Consider the following 20,707-nt stretch of genomic DNA (forward strand, 5'->3'; position numbering starts at 1 on the left):
GCCTGGTGTGTGGACGTAAAGCGAAGCAGTCCACACACCAGGCCCCGGAGGCCCGTCCCCGCACCCCGACAGCCCCGCGCAGCGGACCGGCCCGCCGCAGGCGCGAACGGCGGGGAAGCGCAAGCATCACCCGCACCCAAGCCCCGCGCAGCGGACCCGAAACGGCACGAGGCCCCCACGGCGGTAAAGCCGACAACGTGGGAAGCCCCCCACAACGCCTAACGATCCGGAAGATGGATCACCGGAAAGCTCCCCGTATTGGTCGGAGCGTTCTCCGGCAGCCAGAGCACGGACACCGCACCCGTCGAACCATCGGTCTCATCCGCGTTACGGAAGGTGAGCCGCGCGCCCAGGACACGGGCCTGGCCCGCCGCGATCGTCAGCCCCAGCCCGTGGCCACGGCCCGCCCGGTCGCTGCTGCCCGTACGGAAACGGCTCGGCCCCTCCCGCAGCAGCGCCTCGGGGAAACCCGGACCGTGGTCCCGCACCCGCAGCACCCGGCCCTCGACGGTCACCTCGATCGGCGGCCGGCCGTGCCGGGCCGCGTTCGCGATGAGATTGCCGAGAATCCGCTCCAGCCGCCGCGGATCGGTGGTGACCTCGGCATCCCGTACGACATCGATGACGATGTCCTGGCCCAGCGCACGCACCCGGCGGGTGACGAACTCACCGAGCATCACGTCCTGCAGCTCCGCCCGCTCCGCGTGACCGTCGAGCCGCGCCACCTCCAGCACGTCCTCGACCAGGGTGCGCAGCGCCTGCGCCCGGTCCCGCACCAGCTCCGAGGGCCGGCCGGGCGGCAGCAGCTCGGCGGCGGTCAGCAGACCCGTCACCGGAGTGCGCAGCTCGTGCGCGATATCGGCGGTCACCCGCCGCTCCGCCTCGATCCGCTCCTGCAGAGCGTCCGACATGGCGTCCACCGCCCACGCCAGATCATCGGTCTCGTCCCGCACCCGGCCGCTGCCGACCTCGTCGCGGATACGGACCGAGGTGTCGCCGTCCGCGAGCTTGCCGGCCGCAGCGGCCGCCTTGCGCAGCCGCCTCGACAACCGCCCGCCAACCAGCACGCCCAGCGCGCAGCCGCCGACCACCACCGCCGTCGAGCCGATCACCAGAGCCTTGTCCAGATCGTCCAGCACCTTGAAACGGTCCGGGAAACGGTCGTGCACGGACAGCACCCGGCCGTTGCTCAGCGGCGAGGCCGCCCACACCTCGGGGGCGGTCTGCCCGGTGTCCTGGAGGTAGGTGGCCCGCTTGTTCTTGGCGACCTCGTCCCGCAGCGGCTGCGGCAGCGCCGGATCGTCGATCCGCGCGCCGAACTGCAGCCGGTTGGTGGACTCGAAGATCTTCTGCGTGAAGTTGAGCCGCTCGATCTGCACGTCACGGCTGTTGCCGAGCATGGAATGCCGGGCCGCGTTGTGCACGACAAGGCTCAGCGCGATCGCGACCAGCGCTCCCACGAGCGCGATCGCGGCGCTGAGCTTCCATCGCAGCCCTGTCCGCAGGGCCAGCCTGACCACCGGCGGTGTCAGCCTCTCAGTTTGTATCCGAAGCCGCGGACCGTCTCGATCCGGTCCTGGCCGATCTTGCCGCGCAGCCGCTGGACATGAACGTCCACCACCCGGGTGTCACCACCCCAGCCGTAGTCCCAGACCCGCTCCAGCAGCCGGTCACGCGAGAGGACCGTACCCGGTGCGTCGGAGAACTCCAGCAGCAGCCGCATCTCGGTGGGCGTCAGCGCGACGTTCCGGCCGTCCTTGCGCACCTCCATGCCCTCCGTGTCGACCTCCAGATCACCGAACCGCAGCACCGCCTCGGCCGGATGATCCGCCTCGGCCCCCGCGGCCCCGCCCCGGTCCGGGCCGCTCGCGTGCCCGAAACGGCGCAGCACCGCCCGGATACGGGCGACCAGCACCGCACCGTCGAACGGCTTGGTGACATAGTCGTCGGCGCCGGCCTCCAGACCGAGCACCACATCGATGGAGTCGGCACGCGCCGACAGCATGATCACCGGCACCGTCGACTCATCCCGGATACGCCGGCACAGGCTGACCCCGTCGAGCCCCGGCACCATCACATCGAGCAGCGCGATATCGGGACGGTTCGCACGGAACGCCTCCAGCCCCGCGAGCCCGTCGGGCATCGCGGTGACCACGAAACCGTCCCGCTCCAGAGCGAGCTGGGTGGCCTCGCGAATGACGTCGTCGTCCTCGACGAAGAGCACATGGGTCTCGGCCATGCGGTTGTCTCAACCCTCCGTTCCCTTGCCGTCGTCCGGCGTGTCGCCGTCGACGGTGGTCTTGCTGTAGTCGGTGTGATAGCCGCCGTGCTCCACGAAGCGGTCGCCCTCCCAGCGGTAGGGCATCACGTCCTCACCCGAGGGGCAGCACACCTTGTCATCGGTGTCATAGGTCTGCTTCGAGACCTCCAGCTCGCCCTTGTTGACCGCGGCGGAGACCGAAGGCTGCTCGTTCGTGTACACGTTTTCATACCCGCCCTTCGCACCGCCGCGCTTGCGAAAGACGTACGAGCCGATCCCGACGGAATCCGCGCAGGTCATCACGTTGACGATGACATCAGGGGCCTTGCCGCCGGTCAGCGACGCATAGGTCACCTCGACCGGGTACTCGTCCGCCGCGCACGGCTTGCCGAGCGACTTCTTCACGAACGAACCGACCTTCGGGTCGTCCTTCAGCAGCTGGACCGCGTCGACCTTCTTGTAGTCCGCGGTCGAGGCCGGGCTGGGAGTGCCGCTCACCGGGCCCTTGGGAGGCACCGGGGTGCTGCTCGCGGAGCCCTCGCTGCGCACACCCTCGCCCCCCGGATTACATCCGGCCAGCAAAAGACCGACGGCGGCCACTCCTGCCGTGGCCGCGCCGCATCTGGTCAACCCGATCCTGGTCAACCTGTTCCTGGACAATCCGCTCCCGCTCACCGTGCTGCTCGCACAGCCGCTGATCCCGCTGCTGCTCCTGACGCGATTGTCGCGCGTCGGGCCCGGAACCGTAAGGCACCTGTCGTTCTGCCCGTATTCACCGGTAAGGATAGATTTCGTGTGGTATCTGGGGTGATGTCGTGTGCCGTGCCGTGCTCAGCGGACCGTACGCGACCCGTCAGGCCGCGCACCGCTCCCGCTCCCGCTCGCCACGCTCCAGTATCCGCGCGTCGACATCACGCATCTGCAGCTCCTGGCGCAGCCGCGCCAGCGCACGGTGCAGCGTGCTCTTGACGGTGCCCGTCGACATCCCGAGCGCCGCCGCGGTCTCCTCCGTGCTCATCTGCTCCCAGTGTCGCAGCACGACCACACTGCGCTGCTTCGGCGCCAGCACCCCGAGGATGTCCATCAGCAGGGCACGGTCGGCGCGCTGCTCGGTGCCGTCGTCCACACTCGCGTCCGGAAGCTGCTCGGTCGGCACCTCCTCCAGCTTGCGCGCCCGCCACCACTCCGTCCGCGTGTTGATCATGACGCGGCGGAGGTAGGCGTCGGCCAGCGACTTGTCCGCGATGCCGTCCCAGCGGCCGTACGTGCGGACCAGAGCCGTCTGCAGCAGGTCCTGGGCGTCGACCGGATCGGGCACGAGGCGCCGGGCGCTCCGCAGCAGGGCCTCCTGCCGCGTACGAACGTACTCTTCGAAGTCCAGTACCTTGCCGCCGCTGGTCGCCATCTCGACGCCTCCGATCCGCTTTCGTTTCCCCACGTTGACCGTGCTGATGGTCATCTCCAGCACGAGGAAGACGCTACGGAGAGGGTGTTGCGACGTAATGTGCGTGGGCCCCACAGCGAGAGCACGGAAAACCCTCGGTTGTGTAACAGCGCGCCAGGGGTCATACCTCGGACGGACAGCGGGCCCCCACACGTCCTCCTCCGGGGGGAGAAGCACCCCCGCCACAAGGCCTACCAGCCGCGACGCGACGGCAACGACGCTCGACGAGCGCCTCCTTCAGGCCGTATCGAGTCACCTTCCGGTCATGCTGCCCGAAAGGTGACAACCAATCAGGCAGACATCCGTCACGCCAGGAGGCGCGGCCGCCGCAGCAACCGCGCCTCCTGTTACCCGTCCGTGTGACAGCCGCGCTACGTCAGCGGCAGCCGGTACCGGCCCCCGGCCAACGGTTCGACCAGCCCGTCCGACACCAGCCCGTCCAACGCCCGCGCCCGCTGCACCGGCTCGTCCCACACCGCGTCCAGCACCTGCTGCGGCACCGGCGTCACCGCCTCCCGCAGCACCGCCAGCAGCTTGCCGCGCACCTGCCGGTCCGTACCGGCATAGGACTGGGTGCGCCGCGGCGGACCGTCGTGCGCCGGAGACCCGGCCTGCCGCCACGCACACTGCGCGGCGATCGGACAACGGTGACACTCGGGAGCACGCGCCGTGCACAGCAGCGCGCCCAGCTCCATCGTGGCCGCCGCCCAGCGCGCCGCCAGCTGCTCGTCCTCCGGCAACAGCGCACGCGCCAGCTTGCGCTCCGCCGCCGTGGTGGCGTTCGGCGGGAACTGGCGGCCCGCCACCGCGCGGGCGAACACCCGGCGCACATTCGTGTCCAGCACCGCGTGCCGCTGCCCGTAGGCGAAGGACGCCACCGCCGCGGCCGTGTACTCGCCGACACCGGGCAGCGCCAGCAACTGGCTGTGCTCCCGCGGCACGTCACCGCCGTGCCGCTCCTGTATCGCGGACGCGGCGGCGTGCAGCCTCAGGGCGCGCCGCGGATAGCCGAGCCGGCCCCAGGCCCGGACCGCCTCGCCCGGCGCCTCGGCGGCCAGGTCGGCGGGGCGCGGCCAGCGGGCCAGCCACTGCTCGTACACCGGCAGCACTCTGCTGACCGGGGTCTGCTGCAGCATGAACTCGCTCACCATCACACCCCAGGCCCCCGCTTCGGGGCGGCGCCAGGGCAGATCGCGGGCGTGCTCGTCGAACCAGTCGGTGACCGGGCCGTGCAGCACGGTCCCGTCGGCGGCTTCCGCGGCCGCGTCGGCGGCGGAAGCGGTCTCGGCGGCGGCGGTCGTGGCAGTGGTGGTGACAGGCGTCGAAGTCATGGCACTGCCGATCCTGGCACGTCCGGCGCCCCCCAGGAAACGCACCGGGCCCGCCCCGCCGCACGCCACCCACACGCAGGACGGCTGGGGGCTCTTGGGGGGGTGGCTACTGGGGGGTAGGGAGGGGGTGGGGGGATCGGGGTGGTTGGGGGTGAGGGGCGGATCGGTTGGGAGTGGGGCGGTGGCCGGGTGGTGGGGCGGTGTTGGTGGGAGGGGCGGGGGACGGACGGTTGGTGGGTGGGTGACTGGCGGTCAGGTGGTGGGTGGGGGAGGGGAAGGCGCGGGGTGGGGGTGGGGGGTGCGCGTGGCGTGCGGGGGTGGGCGTGCGGGGCCCGGCGTGCGGGGCCCGGCGTGTGGCGCTCGCGACCACGCCCCGACGGGAACTGGCTACTCTCAGTAATCGTTGCTGGAATAGAAGGAGGCGGCAAGCAAGGATGCGGGCATGGCGGAGATGAACGAACCGGACGGCACGGGCGACGGCACAGCCGACGGGGCAGTGCCGGGCGGCGCCGCGCGAGTGCATGGCGCGGGGAGTGCGAACGGTGTGGCGAGTGCGAAGGATGCGGCGGGGGCGGGCGGAGCCGTGGGGTCGAGCGGGCCGACCGGACCTGGTGGCTCGGCCGGGCCGGGCGGTGGTCCGGCCTGTCCGGCGGCGATCCGGAGTGCGCTGGCCGCGCATACGACGATGACGCTCGCGTACGTGGATGAGGACGGGCCGCAGGCCTGCGCGGTGCTGTACGCGACCGACGCGGAGGGCGGGGAGGCTCGCGCGGCGGCCGGTGAGGCGGAGGGTCGTGGGGAGAGCGGTGGGGCGGCTGGGGCTGGGCCCGCCGGCCCCGGCCCCGGTCCTGCCTCTGCCGGCCCCGACCCCGGGCCCGCCGATGCCGGGCCCGTGTTGTATTTCGTCACCGCGACCACGACGCGGCATGGCCGGGCCCTCGCGGAGCCTGACGCGCGGGTCGCGTTCACGGCGCAGCGGGACGGCCAGGAGTGGAGCGGTCTGACGGGGATTCAGGGGCGGGGGCGCTGCCGCCCGCTGACCGGGGCCGAGCGGGCGGCCGGCTGGCAGGTCTATGTCGAGCGGTTCCCGTTCGTCGCGGCGAGCGACCGGCTGCGCGCTGCCCTGGAGCGGACCACGCTGTGGGAGCTGCGCCCCGACTGGCTGCGCCTGATCGACAACGGGCAGGGCTTCGGCCACAAGGAGGAGTGGTCGGGACGGTGAGCCCCGCTGGGGGGGGCGGCCCGGGCGCTGAGGTGATCCGGACGGTGAGGTGATCCGGGCGGTGAGGTGGCCCGGGCGGTGAGGGTGCTGAGACAGCTGGGACGACACGGTTGGGGCGAGGGGGGGCTGGGGTGGTGAGGCCGCCGAGGTCGCTGGGGGCACAGAGGGCGCTGAGGCAGCTGCGTCCGCTGAGGCGGCGAGGTGCCGAGGTTCCGTGTTGATCAACGGGTCTGCGGGTCAGGACAGTTGCGCCGTTGTCGGTGGTCGGCGCGGGTGCGGATGGTGAAAGTGTGGCTGGAGTGGAGTGGGGTGAGAGCCGGCGGGCGTCAGGTGCTTTCGGGGTGGAAGTGGGGGTGGGGTGGTGGCTCCGGGCCGATCATGGGAAAAGTTGCAGCCGGATGCGGCGGGTACTGGCCGGTGCGGGGGCCGATCTCTCGTAGAGTTTCCGCGTGGGATCACTGCGCAATCCGATCGGGCCGCTTCCCTCCTCCATTTACTGGCGGCGGAGGGCTGTTGCGCTGACCATCATCGTCCTGCTCGCCCTGCTGGTGGTGTGGGCTCTCAACTGGGGCGGGGGCGCCGGGAAGAGCGACGATGAGGGCAAGGGGGCGCACGGCAAGGGCCCCGCGACGTCCATCACGCCGGGGCCTTCCGCCAGTGGCCCGGCGAGCGACCAAAAGCCGGGCGGGCGCGATGAGTCGGGCGACGACGAGGGGTCCGGCTCCGGTTCGGGCGGCTCGGGTGCCGCGGGCGGTGACGACGACGGTTCCGGGGGCGGTGCCGGGGCCGGTGGTTCCGGTTCCGGGGGCGGGCCGATCGGGCAGGGCTCCGGTAAGAACGCCGTCCAGGCAGGGGTCTCGCTTCCCAACTGTGTCTCCGGCAAGGCGGAGTTGGATCTCCGTAGCGTCAAACGCTCCTACGCGCCCGGCGCCCGGCCGAAGTTCGAGCTGACGGTCGAGAACGCGGCCGGGGCGGCCTGCAAGGTGGACCTCGGGCAGAAGGCCACGGTGCTCACCATCAGCGATGCCGCGGGTGACGAACCGGTGTGGGCCTCGAACGACTGCCCTTCGGGCACCGCGCCCGCGCTGTTGAAGGTGCCGGCCAAGGGCGCCGTGGAGCGCACCATCGTGTGGGACCGCCGGGCCAGCGCCCCGCAGTGCAGCACGCCCAGTGCGGCCAAGGTGCCCGCCGGGAAGTATGAGATCGAGGCCAAGGTGCCGGGGCTGGACTCGGCCCGCACGACGTTCGTCCTGGCTGAGGGCTGAGGGCCAAGTGCTTAGAGCCAAGCGGTAGACGCTGTCGGTCGTCGGCGAAGGCTGAGGCCGGTGAGGCCGGGGCTGACGGCTGGGCACCGGGCGCCGGGCCGGGGCCGGTCCCTGGGGCGAGGCCGAGGGGCGGCCCGGGGGTGGCGGTGGCGGACGGTTGTCTTCCGGTTGTTCTGCTCAGAGGGATTCCGCTGAGAGCGTGGGGCGCTGGTCCCGGTTGCCGCCGTCCGGCACAGTCGCCGTCATGAGGCTACTGATGCTGGGTGGTACGGAGTTCGTGGGCAGGGCGGTCGTCGAGGCGGCGCTGGCGCGGGGGTGGCAGGTCACGGTGTTCCACCGGGGGAAGCACGCCCCGCCGGAGGGGGTGACCGCGCTGCACGGCGATCGTGGCGACGCGGCGGGGCTCGCGGCCCTGGAGCAGGGCGAATGGGACGCCGTGGTCGACACCTGGAGCGGTGCGCCGTCGGCGGTGCGGGACACGGCGCGGCTGCTGGCCCCGCGGGTCGGGAGCTACGCCTATGTCTCCAGCACCTCGGTGTACGCGTTTCCGCCCGCTTCCCCGTACGGCGAGCAGGCCCCGCTGGCGACCGGGTCCCCCGACGCCACGGACGCGGAGGACTACGCGCAGGCCAAGCGGGGCGGTGAACTGGCCGCGACCGAGGCGTTCGGGGAGCGGGCGCTGCTGCTCCGCGCCGGGCTGATCCTCGGGCCGTACGAGAACATCGGGCGGCTGCCGTGGTGGCTGGGCCGCATCGCCCGCGGTGGCCCGGTCCTCGCGCCGGGGCCGCGGGAGTTGGCGCTGCAGTACATCGACGTCCGGGACCTCGCCGCCTGGACGCTCGACGCGCTGGAGGCCGGGCGCGGCGGTGCGTACAACCTGGTGAGCGCGGCGGGGCACGCCACGATGGGGGAGTTCCTGGAGAGCTGTGTGGCGGCCACCGGCGCGGACGCCGAGCTGCGCTGGACCGCTCCGGAGGAGGTTCTCGCCGCCGGTGTCGAGCCCTGGAGGGAACTCCCGGTCTGGCCGGCGGACGGTGAGCTGAGGAACGCGGTCTTCGGGGCCGATGTGTCCAAGGCCCTGGCAGCCGGGCTGCGTTGTCGTCCCGTTGGCGAGACGGTCGCCGACACCTGGGCCTGGCTCCGGAGCATCGGCGGGGTGGCCCCGCAGCGCCCGGACCGGCCGGTGGTGGGGCTGAGCCCGGAGAAGGAGGCCGCGGTCCTGCGGGGGTGAGGGTGTGGCTCAACCGGCGGGGAGTGAACGGTTCTGCCGGGTGGTGGGGTGTGGCGCTGACCGGATGAGCGGGCCGGGGGCCGGCCGCGACCCCGCCGGGGTGAGTGGGCCGGGGTCGGCAGTGGCCCTGCCGGGATGAGCGGTCGCGGCCTCGGTGATGGTCGGGCCAGGGTCGGCCTGGCCCCATCCATCCCATCGGGCCGGTCAGTCAATGGAGTTGGCCCCTCCGGCGTACCCGCGAGCCACGCCGTACAGCGGCCGGACGTAGGGCCGTCGAGTGGAACCGGACCGCAAACCAGCCGGTACTCCACCCCGACGCCGGAAAGGGCCGTGACATGAGCACGGGGGAGACTCGGCCCTTCCCGGCGGCACCATGGTCGGTCGTGGGGGTGCCGGGGGCCCAGGGCCGAACAGCCCTTTTCGGTGGGCCGGGTGACCCTGGGGGAGGGGTGGCCGGTCGCTGTGGGACCGGGTGGGGTGGTCGTGGTGCTCGCGTACGCTGCTGTTCGGGGACGGTTTCGGGGCAGTGGGGGGCAGTGCGGTCATGTCCGATCCGAAGGGGCCCGCGCCGGAGGCGCGTTGGCCACACCCCCGTCCGCCGGCGGACCGGATGCGCAGTCTGCTGGACGCCGTGATGGGGCTGGGGCGGGGGCTTGAGTTGCCGCAGGTGCTCCGGGGCATCGTGGAGGCGGCGGTCACCCTCACCGACGCGGAGTACGGGGCGCTCGGTGTGGTGGGTGACGGGCAGCGGCTCTCGCAGTTCCTGCCGGTGGGGATGGCCGACGAGCTGATCGCGGCGATCGGCCCGTCGCCGTGCGGCCGGGGCATCCTCGGTGAGCTCATCCGCCGTCCCGAGCCGCTGCGGCTCACCGATCTGACCAGCCACCCCCACAGTTACGGGTTTCCCGGCCACCATCCGCTGATGCGGACGTTCCTGGGGGTGCCGGTCCGGGTCCGGGACGAGGTGTTCGGCAATCTCTACCTCACCGAGAAGCGGGGCGGCGGCTCGTTCGACGCCGAGGACGAGGCGGTGGTGACCACCCTGTCCATCGCGGCGGGGGTGGCGATCGACAACGCCCGGATGTACCACGAGAGCCGCCGCCGGGAGCGGTGGCTGGAGGCGCTGGCGGAGATCACCCGGAGCCTGCTGTCCGGTACGGAGGCGGACCAGGTGCTGTGGCTGATCGCGGAGCGGGCCATGGAGGTCGCCGGCGCGGACTGCGCGGCCGTCCTGCTGCCGGTGCCGTCGGAGCCGGACCGGCTGACGGTGGCGGTGGCGCACGGTGTGGGCGCCAGCCGTATCGCGGGGCTGACCGTGCCGGCCGAGGGGTCGCTGCCCGGGAGGGCCGCGCGCACCGGGCAGCCGGTGGTCAGCTCCGATGTGCGGAGCGACCCGCGGGCCCATCACCTCGGTCCGGGCGGTGGGGCGGACGAGGAGTACGGGCCGGTGGTGGCCGTGCCGTTGCAGGTCGACGTCGGGTGCGGGGCGCTGCGGCTGTGCCGGCTGGCGGGGCGGCCGGCCTTCGACGAGAGCGAGGTGAAGCTGATCTCAGGCTTCGCCGATCAGGCCGTGATCGCCCTGGAACTCGGGCGGCGGCGGGCAGAGCCGGAGGAGCTGGCGGTCTTCCACGACCGTGACCGCATCGCCCGTGACCTGCATGATCTGGCCATTCAGCGGCTGTTCGCCACCGGTATCACGCTGCAGAGCGCGACCCGGCTCATCGACCGTCCGGAGGCGGTGGAGCGGGTCGGGCGGGCGGTCGACGATCTGGACACCACCATCAAGATCATCCGGTCCACCATCTTCGAGCTGCGCACGGCCGGGGACGGCGCCGACAGCGGGAGTCTGCGCCGGGGGCTCACCGACGCCGTCCGGACGGCGTCGCGCACGCTGGGCTTCACGCCGTCGCTGCGGATCGACGGCCCGGCGGACACCGACGTCCCCGGCGACCTGGCCCCGCACATCCTGGCGGTGACCGCGGAGGCGCTCAGCAACGCCGCCCGGCACGCCCGCGCCCGGCGCCTCGATGTCGCGCTGACCGTGGCGGACGAGGTGACGCTGACGGTGGCGGACGACGGCGTGGGCGTGGGCGGCGCGCCGCACACCGGGGGGCTGGCCAATATGCGGGCGCGGGCCGAGATGCACGGGGGCCGGCTGACGATCGGGTCGCCGGAGTCCGGCGGTACCCGGATCGTGTGGCGGGTCCCGCTCACGGGCTGATCCGTAGCCGTAGCCGTAGTCGTAGCCCGGTCCGGGGCCGGTCCGAATCCGGGGCCGCCCCCGGACCCGGCCCCGCACCACCGACGCCCCGTAGATCCGAACAACCCAGCCCCCACCTCGCCCCGCGCCCCTCAGTCCCGCTCCCCCCGTACCCGTTCGGCGACCATCGCCGCCTGGACGCGGCGGCCCACGCCCAGCTTGGCGAGGATGGACGAGACGCGGTTCTTGACGGTCTTCTCTGCGAGGAACAGCCGGTCGGCGATCTCCCGGTTGGTCAGGCCGGCACCGATCAGCTCCAGTACCTCCCGTTCCCGGGGCGAGAGCCGGTCCAGCTCCGACGGCGGTGCCGTGGGCGCCTCGCGGGGGCCGCGCAGCCGCGCCATCACCCGGGACGCCGTACGCGGGTCGAGCATGGATTCGCCCGCCGCGACCGTGCGCACCGCGTGGACCAGGCCGGAGCCGTTGATCTGCTTGAGGACGTATCCGGAGGCGCCCGCCATGATGGCGTCGAAGAGCGCTTCGTCGTCGTCGAAGGAGGTCAGCATCAGGCAGGCCAGCTCCGGCATCCGGGCGCGCAACTCCCGGCACACCTCGATGCCTTCGTGATCGCCGGCGGGGCCGTCGCCGCCGCCGAGGCGGACGTCGAGCACCGCGACCTGCGGGCGGGCGGCCGGTACCCGGGCGAGAGCCTGCCGGCGGTCGCCCGCCTCGCCCACGACCTCGATGTCCTCCTCCGCTTCGAGGAGGTCACGCACTCCGCGGCGGACCACCTCGTGGTCGTCGAGGACGAAGACCCGCAGGGGTGCGGTGGGTGCGGTAGGCAGGTTCATTCAGTGCTCGCTTGGTCGCCCGGATCGTGCGGGATGCCGTCCGTCGAGGGTTTCCCAGTGTGTCCGGCCCCGGCGGGGGCGTGGCGTCCGGTACGGACTCCTGGGCTGCCCGGTACGGACTCCGAAGCCCGCTCGGTACGGGCCCCGGTGCTGAGTCTCGCGGGGTGCGCGGCGGGCGCGAAAGGGCCGAACGGCCCTGGTGGGGAGGGCCGGTGGGGCACGTCGGCCCGGTGCCATACTGGCGCCCCTTTCCCGGACGACGGCATCCCCGGCGTCTCGCCGGAGGCCGTCGTCGCAGCCAGGAGGTCCGCCCATGGAGGCTTTTACGGACACCGTCGGCAGCGAGTACCACGCCCTGCTGGCCCGGCACGACGCGATGCGGCTCAGGCGGCGGATGCTGGGCCAGGACCGGGCGCCGGAGCCGGACTTAGCGGCGGCGGTGCCCTACGACGGTGCCGCCGACCAACGGCTGATCGAGGCCACACTGCCGCTGGTGACCCCGTTCGACGTGCTGATCGGCCGCCTTTACGACGAGATGTTCGCGCGGTGGCCCTCGCTGCGGCGGCTGTTTCCCGCGTCGATGGAGTTCCAGCGGTCCCATCTCGCCCGTGCGTTCCGCTACCTGATCGAGAATCTGCACCGCCCGGACGAGGTGGCCGCGTTCTTCGGCCGGCTGGGCCGGGACCACCGCAAGCTCGGGGTGCGGCCGGTGCACTTCGAGACGTTCGAGGCCGCCCTGTGCGTGGCGTTGCGGGACACCGCGGGGCCGGGCTGGAGCGCGGAGGCGGAGCAGGCGTGGGTGCGGATGCTGCGGTTCGCCGTGGCGGCGATGGTCGACGGTGCGGAGGCCACCCTCGCCGAACCGGCGTACTGGCGGGGCACGGTGGTCGGCCATGAGCGGCGCCGCCCGGATCTCGCGGTGGTGCGGGTGCGGACCGGTGAGCCGTATCCGTACCGGGCCGGCCAGTACGCCGCCGTCGAGTCCCCGCTGCTGCCGCAGGCCTGGCGGCAGTACTCCCTGGCGTGTGCCCCGCGGCCGGCGCACGAGCTGGAGTTCCATGTGCGGCAGACCGGCACCGGAGGGGTCAGTGAGGCGCTGGTGGCGCACACCCGGGTCGGGGACTCGCTGCGCCTGGGGCCCGCGCAGGGGACGATGACGCTCGACGACGGCGGGGCCCGGGAGCTGCTGATGGTGGCGGGCGGCACGGGGTGGGCGCCGGTCAAGGCGCTGCTGGAGGAGCTGGCGCTGCGCCGGGCCGGGGTCGGCGGGCATGCCTGGCCGGCCGTGCGGGAGCGGCGCGGGGTGCAGCTGTTTCTGGGGGCCCGCAGTCGCGAGGAGCTGTATGACGCGCGGGTGCTGTCCCGGTGGGCGGCCCGGCACCGGTGGCTGCGGGTGGTCCCGGTGATCGGCGACGGGGCCGGGCGGGGCGGCGGCCGGGTGGCGGAGGCCGTGGCGCGCCGTGGTGGCTGGTCCGGCCATCTGGCCTTCGTCAGTGGTCCGCCCGCGATGGTCGGTGCCACGGTGGCGGGGCTGACCGCGGCCGGTCTGCCGGCCGGGCAGCTCCGGTACGACCCGGTCCTCGACTCGCCGGCCGCCTGACCCGTCCGGCCGGGGCCGAACGGCCCTGGTGCGCGGTGCCCGTTGACCGTCTACTGGGCGTGTCATCGCGTCGGCGGACAAGGGGAGCACAGGGTGAACGACACATCGTCGCGGTCCGGTGCCGGAGTGCCCCGGGTGGCCGGGGGCGTGGGGCCGCGGCACAGCGTCCCGCTGCACCGTGCGGAGGCGCTGTGGCTGCTCGGCAGTGTGTCGCTGGGCCGGATCGTCTTCACCCGGGACGCGCTGCCGGCCATCCGCCCGGTCAACCATCTGCTGCACCGGGGCGAGATCGTGCTCCGTACGCACGAGGGTGCGGCGCTCGCGTCGGTGGCCCAACAGGCCGTCGGTGAGGGCGTGGTGGTCGCCTACGAGGCGGACGCCCTCGACCCCGTGACGCACCTCGGCTGGAGCGTGGTGGTGACCGGCTACTGCCGGCCGGTCACCGATCCGCGGGATCTGGCGCACTACCGGGAGGCGCTGCACCCCTGGACGGACAGGCCGCGGGAGCACGCCCTGCGTATCCGTCCCGCGCTGGTCACGGGCGTCCGGCTCACCGCGCGCTCCCAGGGGGCGCGCCGTGAGCCGGGTGAGGTGTCCTAGACGTACCGCTCCAGGATCGAGGACTCCGCCAGCCGGGAGAGGCCCTCGCGGACCGAGCGGGCGCGGGCCTCGCCGACGCCGTCGACGGCCTGGAGGTCGTCGACGCTGGCCGCGAGGAGCTTCTGGAGGCCGCCGAAGTGGTCGACGAGGCGGTCGATGACGGTGCCGGGGAGGCGGGGGACCTTGGCCAGGAGGCGGAAGCCGCGGGGGGAGACCGCGGAGTCCAGGGTCTCGGGGGCGCCGCTGTAGCCGAGGGCGCGGGCCACGGTGGGGAGTTCGAGGAGTTCGGTGTGGCTGAGGGCGTCCAGCTCGGCGAGGGCTTCGGCGACCGTGCGGGAGCGCTTGGCGGTCGGCTCGGGGACGTAGTCGCGGACGACGAGTTCGCGCTCGGGCTCGACGCCGGCGATGAGTTCCTCCAGCTGGAGGGTGAGCAGCCGGCCGTCGGTGCCGAGTTCGACGACGTACTCGGCGATTTCGGTGGCGATCCGGCGGACCATCTCCAGGCGCTGGGCGACCGCGGTGACGTCGCGGACCGTCACCAAGTCCTCGATCTCCAGGGCGGAGAGGGTGCCGGCGACCTCGTCGAGGCGGAGCTTGTAGCGCTCCAGGGTGGCCAGGGCCTGGTTGGCGCGGGAGAGGATCGCGGCGGACTCCTCCAGGACGCGGCGCTCGCCGTCGACGTAGAGGGCGATCAGGCGCATCGACTGGCTGACGGAGACGACGGGGAAGCCGGCCTGGATGGAGACGCGCTGGGCGGTGCGGTGGCGGGTGCCGGTCTCCTCCGTGGGGATGGAGGCGTCCGGGACCAGCTGGACGCCGGCCCGCAGGATTTTGGTGATGTCCTTGTCGAGGACCAGGGCGCCGTCGAGTTTGCAGAGTTCGCGCAGCCGGGTCGCGGTGAACTCCACGTCGAGGACGAAGCCGCCGGTACACATGGTCTCGACGGTCTTGTCGAAGCCCAGCACGATGAGCCCGCCGGTGTTGCCGCGGAGGATGCGCTCCAGACCGTCTCGGAGGGCTGTACCGGGCGCGACGGCGCTCAGCGAGGCGCGCATCAGGCTCTCGGTGCCGGAACTGCCACCGGACCTGCCGGGAGTCGATGCCCGGTCGTTGGCTGCCACTGCACTCCTCCGTCGCAAGGTCTGTCGGTCCGCAGGCCGCCCGGCCCATGCCGTGGTTGACGTACCACCGGAGCGTACGTGGCCGACAGGCAATTCTGCGGTGACGGGCGAGACCAGGGCAAAGTCTACCGGCGTGCGCCCTCTTCCTGTGGGGGCTCCCGGCGGACCCGCTTGGGCAGCACCGCGAGGGCCTGTCCGACGTCGGCGACCTCCAGGACGCGCATGCCGTCGGGGATCTTGCCGGGGTCGGCGGGGACGAGGGCGTGGGTGAAGCCGAGCCGGGCCGCCTCGGACAGCCGCCGCTGGACTCCGGTGACCCTTCTGACCTCGCCCGCGAGCCCCACTTCGCCGATGGCGACGAGGTTCTTCGGCAGGGGGGTGTCGCTGGCGGCGCTGGCCAGTGCGAGGGCCACGGCGAGGTCGGCGGCGGGCTCGGTCAGCTTCACCCCGCCGACCGTGGCGCTGTAGATGTCGCGTTTGCCGAGGGCGCTGATCCGGCCGCGCTGTTCCAGGACGGCGAGCATCATCGAGACGCGGGAGGTCTCCAGGCCGGAGGTGGTGCGCCGGGGGGAGGGGATCTGGGAGTCGACGGTGAGGGCCTGGACCTCGGCGACGAGGGGGCGGCGGCCCTCCAGGGTCACGGTCAGGCAGGTGCCGGGCACCGGTTCGGCGCGGCGGGTCAGGAAGAGGCCGGAGGGGTCGGCGAGGCCGGTGATGCCCTCGTCGTGCAGCTCGAAGCAGCCGACCTCGTCGGTGGTGCCGTAGCGGTTCTTGACGCCGCGGACCAGGCGGAGGCGGGCGTGCCGGTCGCCTTCGAAGTGGAGGACGACATCGACGAGATGTTCCAGGAGGCGGGGTCCGGCGATGGCGCCGTCCTTGGTGACGTGGCCGACCAGGAGGGTGGACATGCCGCGTTCCTTGGAGGCGCGGATCAGGGCGCCGGCGACTTCGCGGACCTGGGCCATGCCGCCGGGCGCCCCGTCGATCTCGGGGGAGGCGACGGTCTGCACGGAGTCGAGGATCAGCAGCGACGGTTTGACCGTGTCGAGGTGGCCGAGGACGGCGGACAGGTCGGTCTCGGCGGCCAGGTAGAGGTGGTCGTCGAGGGCGCCGATGCGGTCGGCGCGGAGCCGTACCTGGCTCGCGGACTCCTCGCCGGTGACGTACAGGGTGGGGTGTCTGTCGGAGGCGGCCCGCGCGGCGGCGTCCAGCAGGAGGGTGGATTTGCCCACGCCCGGCTCGCCGGCCAGCAGGACGACGGCGCCGGGGACCAGCCCGCCGCCGAGGACGCGGTCCAGTTCGGGGACGCCGGTGGAGCGGGCGGTGGCCTGCGCGCCGTCGACCTGGCCGATGGGCAGGGCGGCGGTGGTGACCCGGCCGGGCGCGGTCGTGCGCACCGCGGGGGCGCCGCCGAACTCCTCGACCGTGCCCCATGCCTGGCACTCGGGACAGCGGCCGAGCCACTTCGCGGTGGTCCAGCCGCATTCGGTGCAGCGGTAGGAGGGGCGCTCCTTGCCCGCGGATTTACGCGTTGCCATGGGGTCACCGTAGCGGCGGGGTCCGACAACGCCGCCGGGAGTCCCGTGGTGCGGGCCCTTCGAAGATCGTCCGGAGTGGGGGCGGCGCCGTCGGCGGACGCGTCGGCCGGGAGGCGTGAACGGAGCGCGCCGCCCGTGTAAAGAGCTATTCGTGTCCCCTTTTGAGGGAGATGGTCACCCGTAAGGGTTAAAAGTGTCCAACGCGAGCAAGCAGGGCTGCATCATCCGCCTACCGTCGCCGGGGTGATGAGCAGCAGGCCCGAGCACCCCACGCACTCCACCGGCGCACACCGGTCGCGCGGCGACGCGCGGCGCCGGAACCGGCCGCAGCCCTCCGGGCGGCCCAGCCCCGACGAGCGGCCCGGCACGGACGCCGCGCCCGCCCCGGACGGGAGCCTCGACGGCTACCAGCCGTATCTGGACGGGCTGTTCACCTACTGCCTGTCGGTGCTGTGCGAACACGACGCCGCCACCGCGGTGCTCGGCGAGATGCTCGCGCTGGCCGAACGGCACCGCGGCCGCCGCCCCGCCGACCCGGCGCTGTACCGCTCCTGGCTCTACGCCCTGGCCCGCTGGACCTGTCTGCGCCGGCTCGCCGAGCGGACCGCGCCGCCCGCCGGGAAGCCGGGCCCCGGCGCGGCCCGCGAGGCCGAGCGCCGGCAGCGTGAACTCGCCGCGCTGGCCTGGCCGGAGGCCGCCGGCACCACCCCCGAGCAGCGCGAGGCGCTGGAGCTGTCGGTGCGCCATCACCTCTCGGCGGACGAGGCCGCCGCGGTGCTCGGCGCCGACCCGGTCGCCACCCGCGCACTGCTGGCCACCGCGTCCTGCGAGGTCGAACGGACCCGGGCGGCGCTGGCCGTCGTCGAGTCCGGCCGCTGCCGCGAGGTCGCGCAGCTGGCGGGCGACACCCAGGTTCTGCTGGGCGCGGCGCTGAGCCGGGAGCTGGTGCGGCATGTCGACGACTGCGCCGAGTGCCGGCGGACCGCCGAGCGGGCCACCGCCCCGGGGACCTGGCCGGGCACCGCGCCGGTGGCCCAGGGCACCCTGCCGCTGGTCACCGCGCCCCGGGAGGCCGTGCTGGGTGCGCTGGCGGCGGCCCGGCAGGCCAAGTCGGGCCGTGCGGAAGGGGTGGCCGGGGCGGGCGGCGGTGGCCGGGCCGGTGGGGCAAACGGTTCTCCTCGCTACGACCGCAGCGGTTTCCCCGTGGGCCCCCCGAAGGACCGGGTGGCCCGGCGGCGCCGGCTGCGCAACCGGGCGCTGACCACGACCGTGGTCGCCACCGTCGTCGCGGCGCCGGTGCTGGCCCTGTGGGCGGCCTACCGTGCCGCCCCGGCCACGGACGTGGCGGCGGACGACGCGCCCTCGGTGACGGCCGGCGACACCGCACCCGGGCCGCGGCTGGGCGGCAGCCCGTACGAGAACGCCGGCAACGCCAGGACGACGCCTGGTCCCCGCTTCACGGCGGGCGACGGGACGTCCGACGTGTCGGTCGAGGTGGTCAGCGCGGACGGCACCCCGCAGCGGCCGGACGGGCCGGACAGCCGGCGGGAGTCGGGCCCCGGCCGGCTGACGATCGCCGCCGAACCCCGCGGCCGGACCACGGTCCTCACGCTGAACGCCGGGGGTGGCTCCCCGGTGCGCTGGCGGGCGTCGTCGGGCGCGGCCTGGCTGCAGATGAGCCACACGGCGGGCACGCTGCGGCCCGGCGAGACCACGACGATCACCGTCTACATCGACCACGACCGGGAGCCCGCGGGCCACTGGCGGGCCCGGATCGCGATCGAGCCCGGCGGCACCGTCGTCACCATGCACGGCCACGGAGCGACCGGTCCGGCGCCCGGCCCGCAGCGGCCGACGTCCCCGCGCCCGAAGCCGACCCCGCCGGCGCCGAAGCCGACACCCACGCCGACCCGGCCGTCCCCGTCGCCCACCCCGACGTCGCCGAGCCCGAAGCCGACCGGCCCCGAGCCGTCCTCGACGCCGTCGAACACCACGCACCCGGCCCGCTGAGCCGGGCGCACCCGCCCGGCCGCGCGGCCCCGGTGCGCGCCCTTACTGCTCCTGCTGCTCCTGCTGTCGCAGGGGCCGCGGGTCCGCCGGATGCGGTGCCATCGGCAGCGTCGCCGCCAGCCGCTCCTCGCACAGCTCGGCGAGCCTGGCATAGCCCTCCGGGCCCATCAGCTCGGTCAGCTCGGGCTTGTACGAGACGTACACCGGCTCGCCCGCGCCGTGCGCCGAGGTCGCGGAGGTGCACCACCAGTGCAGGTCGTGGCCGCCGGAGCCCCAGCCGCGGCGGTCGTACTCGCCGATCGTGACCTGGAGGATCTGGGTGTCGTCCGGCCGGTCGATCCAGTCGTAGGTGCGCCGGACCGGCAGCTGCCAGCAGACGTCCGGCTTGGTCTCCAGGGGCTCGCGGCCCTCGCGCAGCGCGAGGATGTGCAGCGAGCAGCCCGCGCCGGCCGGGAAGCCGGGGCGGTTCTGGAAGATGCAGGAGCCCTTCCAGCGCCGGGTCTGCCGGTCGCCGTCCTCGTCCTCCTCGGTCCAGCCGGTCTCGGTGCCCACGTCGTGGAACTGCCACAGGTCGGGCGTGAGCCGTGCCACATGCTCGGCCACCCGCTTCTCGTCCTCGTCGTCCGAGAAGTGCGCGCCGAGCGTGCAGCAGCCGTCGTCGGCCCGGCCGGCCTGGATGCCCTGGCAGCCGCTGCCGAAGATGCAGGTCCAGCGGGAGGTCAGCCAGGTCAGGTCGCAGCGGAAGAGCTGTTCGTCGTCCGCGGGGTCGGGGAACGTGACCCAGGCGCGGGCGAAGTCGAGCCCGACCTCGTCGGCCGGGACCGCGGGCCCGTCGGCCGCCTGGGCGCGCCGCTTTTCTTCCTTCTTGCGCGCTTTTTCGTGCTTCGCCTTTTTCGTCTTTGCCACGACTCCAGCGTAAGGGGGAGCGACGGGTGCGGACCGCGCCGTCAAGTGCGGGTGGCGCGCGCAGTAGGTTTCCCCGTATGAGACTCGGTGTCCTCGATGTGGGTTCGAATACGGTCCATCTCCTGGTGGTGGACGCACACCCGGGCGCGCGCCCGCTGCCCGCCTATTCGCACAAGGCGGAGCTGCGCCTCGCCGAACTCCTCGACGAGGCCGGCGCGATAAGCGAGGGCGGCGTGGAGCGCCTGGTGGCCACCATCCACGAGGCGCTCCAGGTGTCCGAGGACAAGGGCGTCGAGAGCGTGCTGCCGTTCGCCACCTCGGCGATTCGCGAGGCCACCAACGGGGAGGACGTGCTGCGCCGGGTCGCCCAGGAGACCGGGGCGGAGCTGCAGGTGCTCTCCGGCGAGGACGAGGCGCGGCTCACCTTCCTCGCCGCCCGCCGCTGGCTGGGCTGGTCGGCGGGCCGGCTGCTGGTGCTGGACATCGGCGGCGGCTCGCTGGAGATCGCCTACGGCCTCGACGAGGACCCGGACGTGGCGGTGTCGCTGCCGCTGGGCGCCGGCCGGCTGACCGCGGGCGACCTGCCCGGTGACCCGCCGGACTCCGAGGACGTCCGGACGCTGCGCCGCCGGGTGCGGGCCGAGATCGCCAAGGTGGTGAGCGACTTCAGCCGCTACGGCACCCCCGACCAGGTCGTCGGCACGTCCAAGACCTTCAAGCAGCTGGCCCGGATCGCGGGCGCCGCGCGCTCCGCCGAGGGCCTCTACGTCCAGCGCGAGCTGACCCGCAAGAAGCTGGAGGAGTGGGTGCCGCGGCTGGCCGTGATGTCCGCGGAGGAGCGGGTGACGCTGCCCGGCGTGTCCGAGGGCCGCTCACGGCAGCTGCTCGCCGGGGCGCTGGTCGCCGAGGCGGCCATGGACCTCTTCGGCGTCGAGACGCTGGAGATCTGCCCGTGGGCGCTGCGCGAGGGCGTCATCCTGCGGCGGCTGGACCACCTGCCCTAGGACCTGTCGTCAAACTCCCGCCTGCCCCGCGGCGCCTGGCACGCACGCTCGCTGCGTTGTCGGGTTCGCCCCGATACGCCCAGTATCGGGGCGACCCTCCGCCTTGCGATCGCACGCACCAGAC

General features: G+C 73.5%; 18 protein-coding genes. 9 read left to right on the plus strand and 9 right to left on the minus strand.

Annotation, left to right across the window (positions count from 1 at the left end):
- Positions 1-218: 218 nt before the first annotated feature.
- The 3 genes from cseC to ACWC9R_RS34325 are packed head-to-tail and all read right to left on the minus strand — an operon-like array spanning position 219 to position 2,758.
- On the minus strand, positions 219-1,520 hold the full coding sequence (gene cseC / locus ACWC9R_RS34315) for a two-component system sensor histidine kinase CseC (protein WP_450737492.1): 1,302 nt from the start codon (positions 1,518-1,520) through the stop codon (positions 219-221).
- Between the two features lie 8 nt (positions 1,521-1,528).
- Positions 1,529-2,239: a two-component system response regulator CseB gene (gene cseB / locus ACWC9R_RS34320; RefSeq protein WP_450737494.1), complete on the minus strand. Its 711-nt coding sequence runs from the start codon at positions 2,237-2,239 to the stop codon at positions 1,529-1,531.
- Positions 2,240-2,248: 9 nt separating this feature from the next.
- The gene (locus tag ACWC9R_RS34325) at positions 2,249-2,758 is read right to left on the minus strand and encodes a hypothetical protein (RefSeq protein ID WP_450737496.1); all 510 of its coding nucleotides are present in this window, start codon (positions 2,756-2,758) and stop codon (positions 2,249-2,251) included.
- A 22-nt stretch (positions 2,759-2,780) separates the two neighbouring features.
- On the opposite strand from ACWC9R_RS34325, the gene ACWC9R_RS34330 reads away from it, so the two are divergent.
- On the plus strand, positions 2,781-3,071 hold the full coding sequence (locus ACWC9R_RS34330; protein WP_393358019.1) for a hypothetical protein: 291 nt from the start codon (positions 2,781-2,783) through the stop codon (positions 3,069-3,071).
- Positions 3,072-3,113: 42 nt separating this feature from the next.
- Here the strand turns inward: ACWC9R_RS34330 and ACWC9R_RS34335 are convergent, their stop codons facing one another.
- Together ACWC9R_RS34335 and ACWC9R_RS34340 are read right to left on the minus strand one after the other, a co-directional pair.
- Complete coding sequence (locus ACWC9R_RS34335) at positions 3,114-3,719, minus strand: SigE family RNA polymerase sigma factor (RefSeq protein ID WP_450737517.1); 606 nt, start codon at positions 3,717-3,719, stop codon at positions 3,114-3,116.
- 356 nt (positions 3,720-4,075) lie between these two features.
- Positions 4,076-5,035, minus strand: a complete 960-nt coding sequence (locus ACWC9R_RS34340; protein WP_450737498.1) for an A/G-specific adenine glycosylase — start codon at positions 5,033-5,035, stop codon at positions 4,076-4,078.
- Between the two features lie 892 nt (positions 5,036-5,927).
- On the opposite strand from ACWC9R_RS34340, the gene ACWC9R_RS34345 reads away from it, so the two are divergent.
- From ACWC9R_RS34345 to ACWC9R_RS34360, 4 genes are all read left to right on the plus strand, one after another.
- A complete protein-coding gene (locus ACWC9R_RS34345; RefSeq protein WP_450737500.1) occupies positions 5,928-6,257 on the plus strand; it encodes a hypothetical protein in 330 nt (109 codons plus the stop codon).
- Between the two features lie 449 nt (positions 6,258-6,706).
- On the plus strand, positions 6,707-7,522 hold the full coding sequence (locus ACWC9R_RS34350) for a hypothetical protein (RefSeq protein ID WP_450737502.1): 816 nt from the start codon (positions 6,707-6,709) through the stop codon (positions 7,520-7,522).
- A gap of 244 nt (positions 7,523-7,766) precedes the next feature.
- Complete coding sequence (locus ACWC9R_RS34355; RefSeq protein ID WP_450737504.1) at positions 7,767-8,753, plus strand: NAD-dependent epimerase/dehydratase family protein; 987 nt, start codon at positions 7,767-7,769, stop codon at positions 8,751-8,753.
- Between the two features lie 610 nt (positions 8,754-9,363).
- Entirely contained in the window at positions 9,364-10,974 is a 1,611-nt protein-coding gene (locus ACWC9R_RS34360) for a GAF domain-containing protein (RefSeq protein ID WP_450737519.1), read from the plus strand.
- Positions 10,975-11,105: 131 nt separating this feature from the next.
- On the opposite strand, the gene ACWC9R_RS34365 is transcribed toward ACWC9R_RS34360, so the two are convergent.
- On the minus strand, positions 11,106-11,804 hold the full coding sequence (locus tag ACWC9R_RS34365) for a response regulator (protein ID WP_450737506.1): 699 nt from the start codon (positions 11,802-11,804) through the stop codon (positions 11,106-11,108).
- A gap of 313 nt (positions 11,805-12,117) precedes the next feature.
- On the opposite strand from ACWC9R_RS34365, the gene ACWC9R_RS34370 reads away from it, so the two are divergent.
- Both ACWC9R_RS34370 and ACWC9R_RS34375 read left to right on the plus strand, forming a co-directional pair.
- The gene (locus ACWC9R_RS34370; protein ID WP_450737507.1) at positions 12,118-13,404 is read left to right on the plus strand and encodes a globin domain-containing protein; all 1,287 of its coding nucleotides are present in this window, start codon (positions 12,118-12,120) and stop codon (positions 13,402-13,404) included.
- Between the two features lie 93 nt (positions 13,405-13,497).
- Positions 13,498-14,004: a pyridoxamine 5'-phosphate oxidase family protein gene (locus ACWC9R_RS34375; RefSeq protein ID WP_450737509.1), complete on the plus strand. Its 507-nt coding sequence runs from the start codon at positions 13,498-13,500 to the stop codon at positions 14,002-14,004.
- On the opposite strand, the gene disA is transcribed toward ACWC9R_RS34375, so the two are convergent.
- The gene (gene disA / locus ACWC9R_RS34380) at positions 14,001-15,125 is read right to left on the minus strand and encodes a DNA integrity scanning diadenylate cyclase DisA (RefSeq protein WP_362611353.1); all 1,125 of its coding nucleotides are present in this window, start codon (positions 15,123-15,125) and stop codon (positions 14,001-14,003) included. The genes ACWC9R_RS34375 and disA overlap by 4 nt on opposite strands.
- Before the next feature lie 125 nt (positions 15,126-15,250).
- Positions 15,251-16,663, minus strand: a complete 1,413-nt coding sequence (radA, locus tag ACWC9R_RS34385; RefSeq protein ID WP_450737510.1) for a DNA repair protein RadA — start codon at positions 16,661-16,663, stop codon at positions 15,251-15,253.
- Positions 16,664-16,909: 246 nt separating this feature from the next.
- Here radA and ACWC9R_RS34390 point away from each other — a divergent pair, with 246 nt between their 5' ends.
- Entirely contained in the window at positions 16,910-18,673 is a 1,764-nt protein-coding gene (locus tag ACWC9R_RS34390; RefSeq protein ID WP_450737511.1) for a BACON domain-containing protein, read from the plus strand.
- Between the two features lie 42 nt (positions 18,674-18,715).
- Here the strand turns inward: ACWC9R_RS34390 and ACWC9R_RS34395 are convergent, their stop codons facing one another.
- Positions 18,716-19,579: a hypothetical protein gene (locus ACWC9R_RS34395; RefSeq protein WP_450737513.1), complete on the minus strand. Its 864-nt coding sequence runs from the start codon at positions 19,577-19,579 to the stop codon at positions 18,716-18,718.
- A gap of 77 nt (positions 19,580-19,656) precedes the next feature.
- Here ACWC9R_RS34395 and ACWC9R_RS34400 point away from each other — a divergent pair, with 77 nt between their 5' ends.
- A complete protein-coding gene (locus ACWC9R_RS34400) occupies positions 19,657-20,583 on the plus strand; it encodes a Ppx/GppA phosphatase family protein (RefSeq protein WP_450737515.1) in 927 nt (308 codons plus the stop codon).
- Positions 20,584-20,707: the final 124 nt, after the last annotated feature.

The sequence above is a fragment of the Streptomyces sp. NPDC001219 genome (assembly GCF_053597915.1).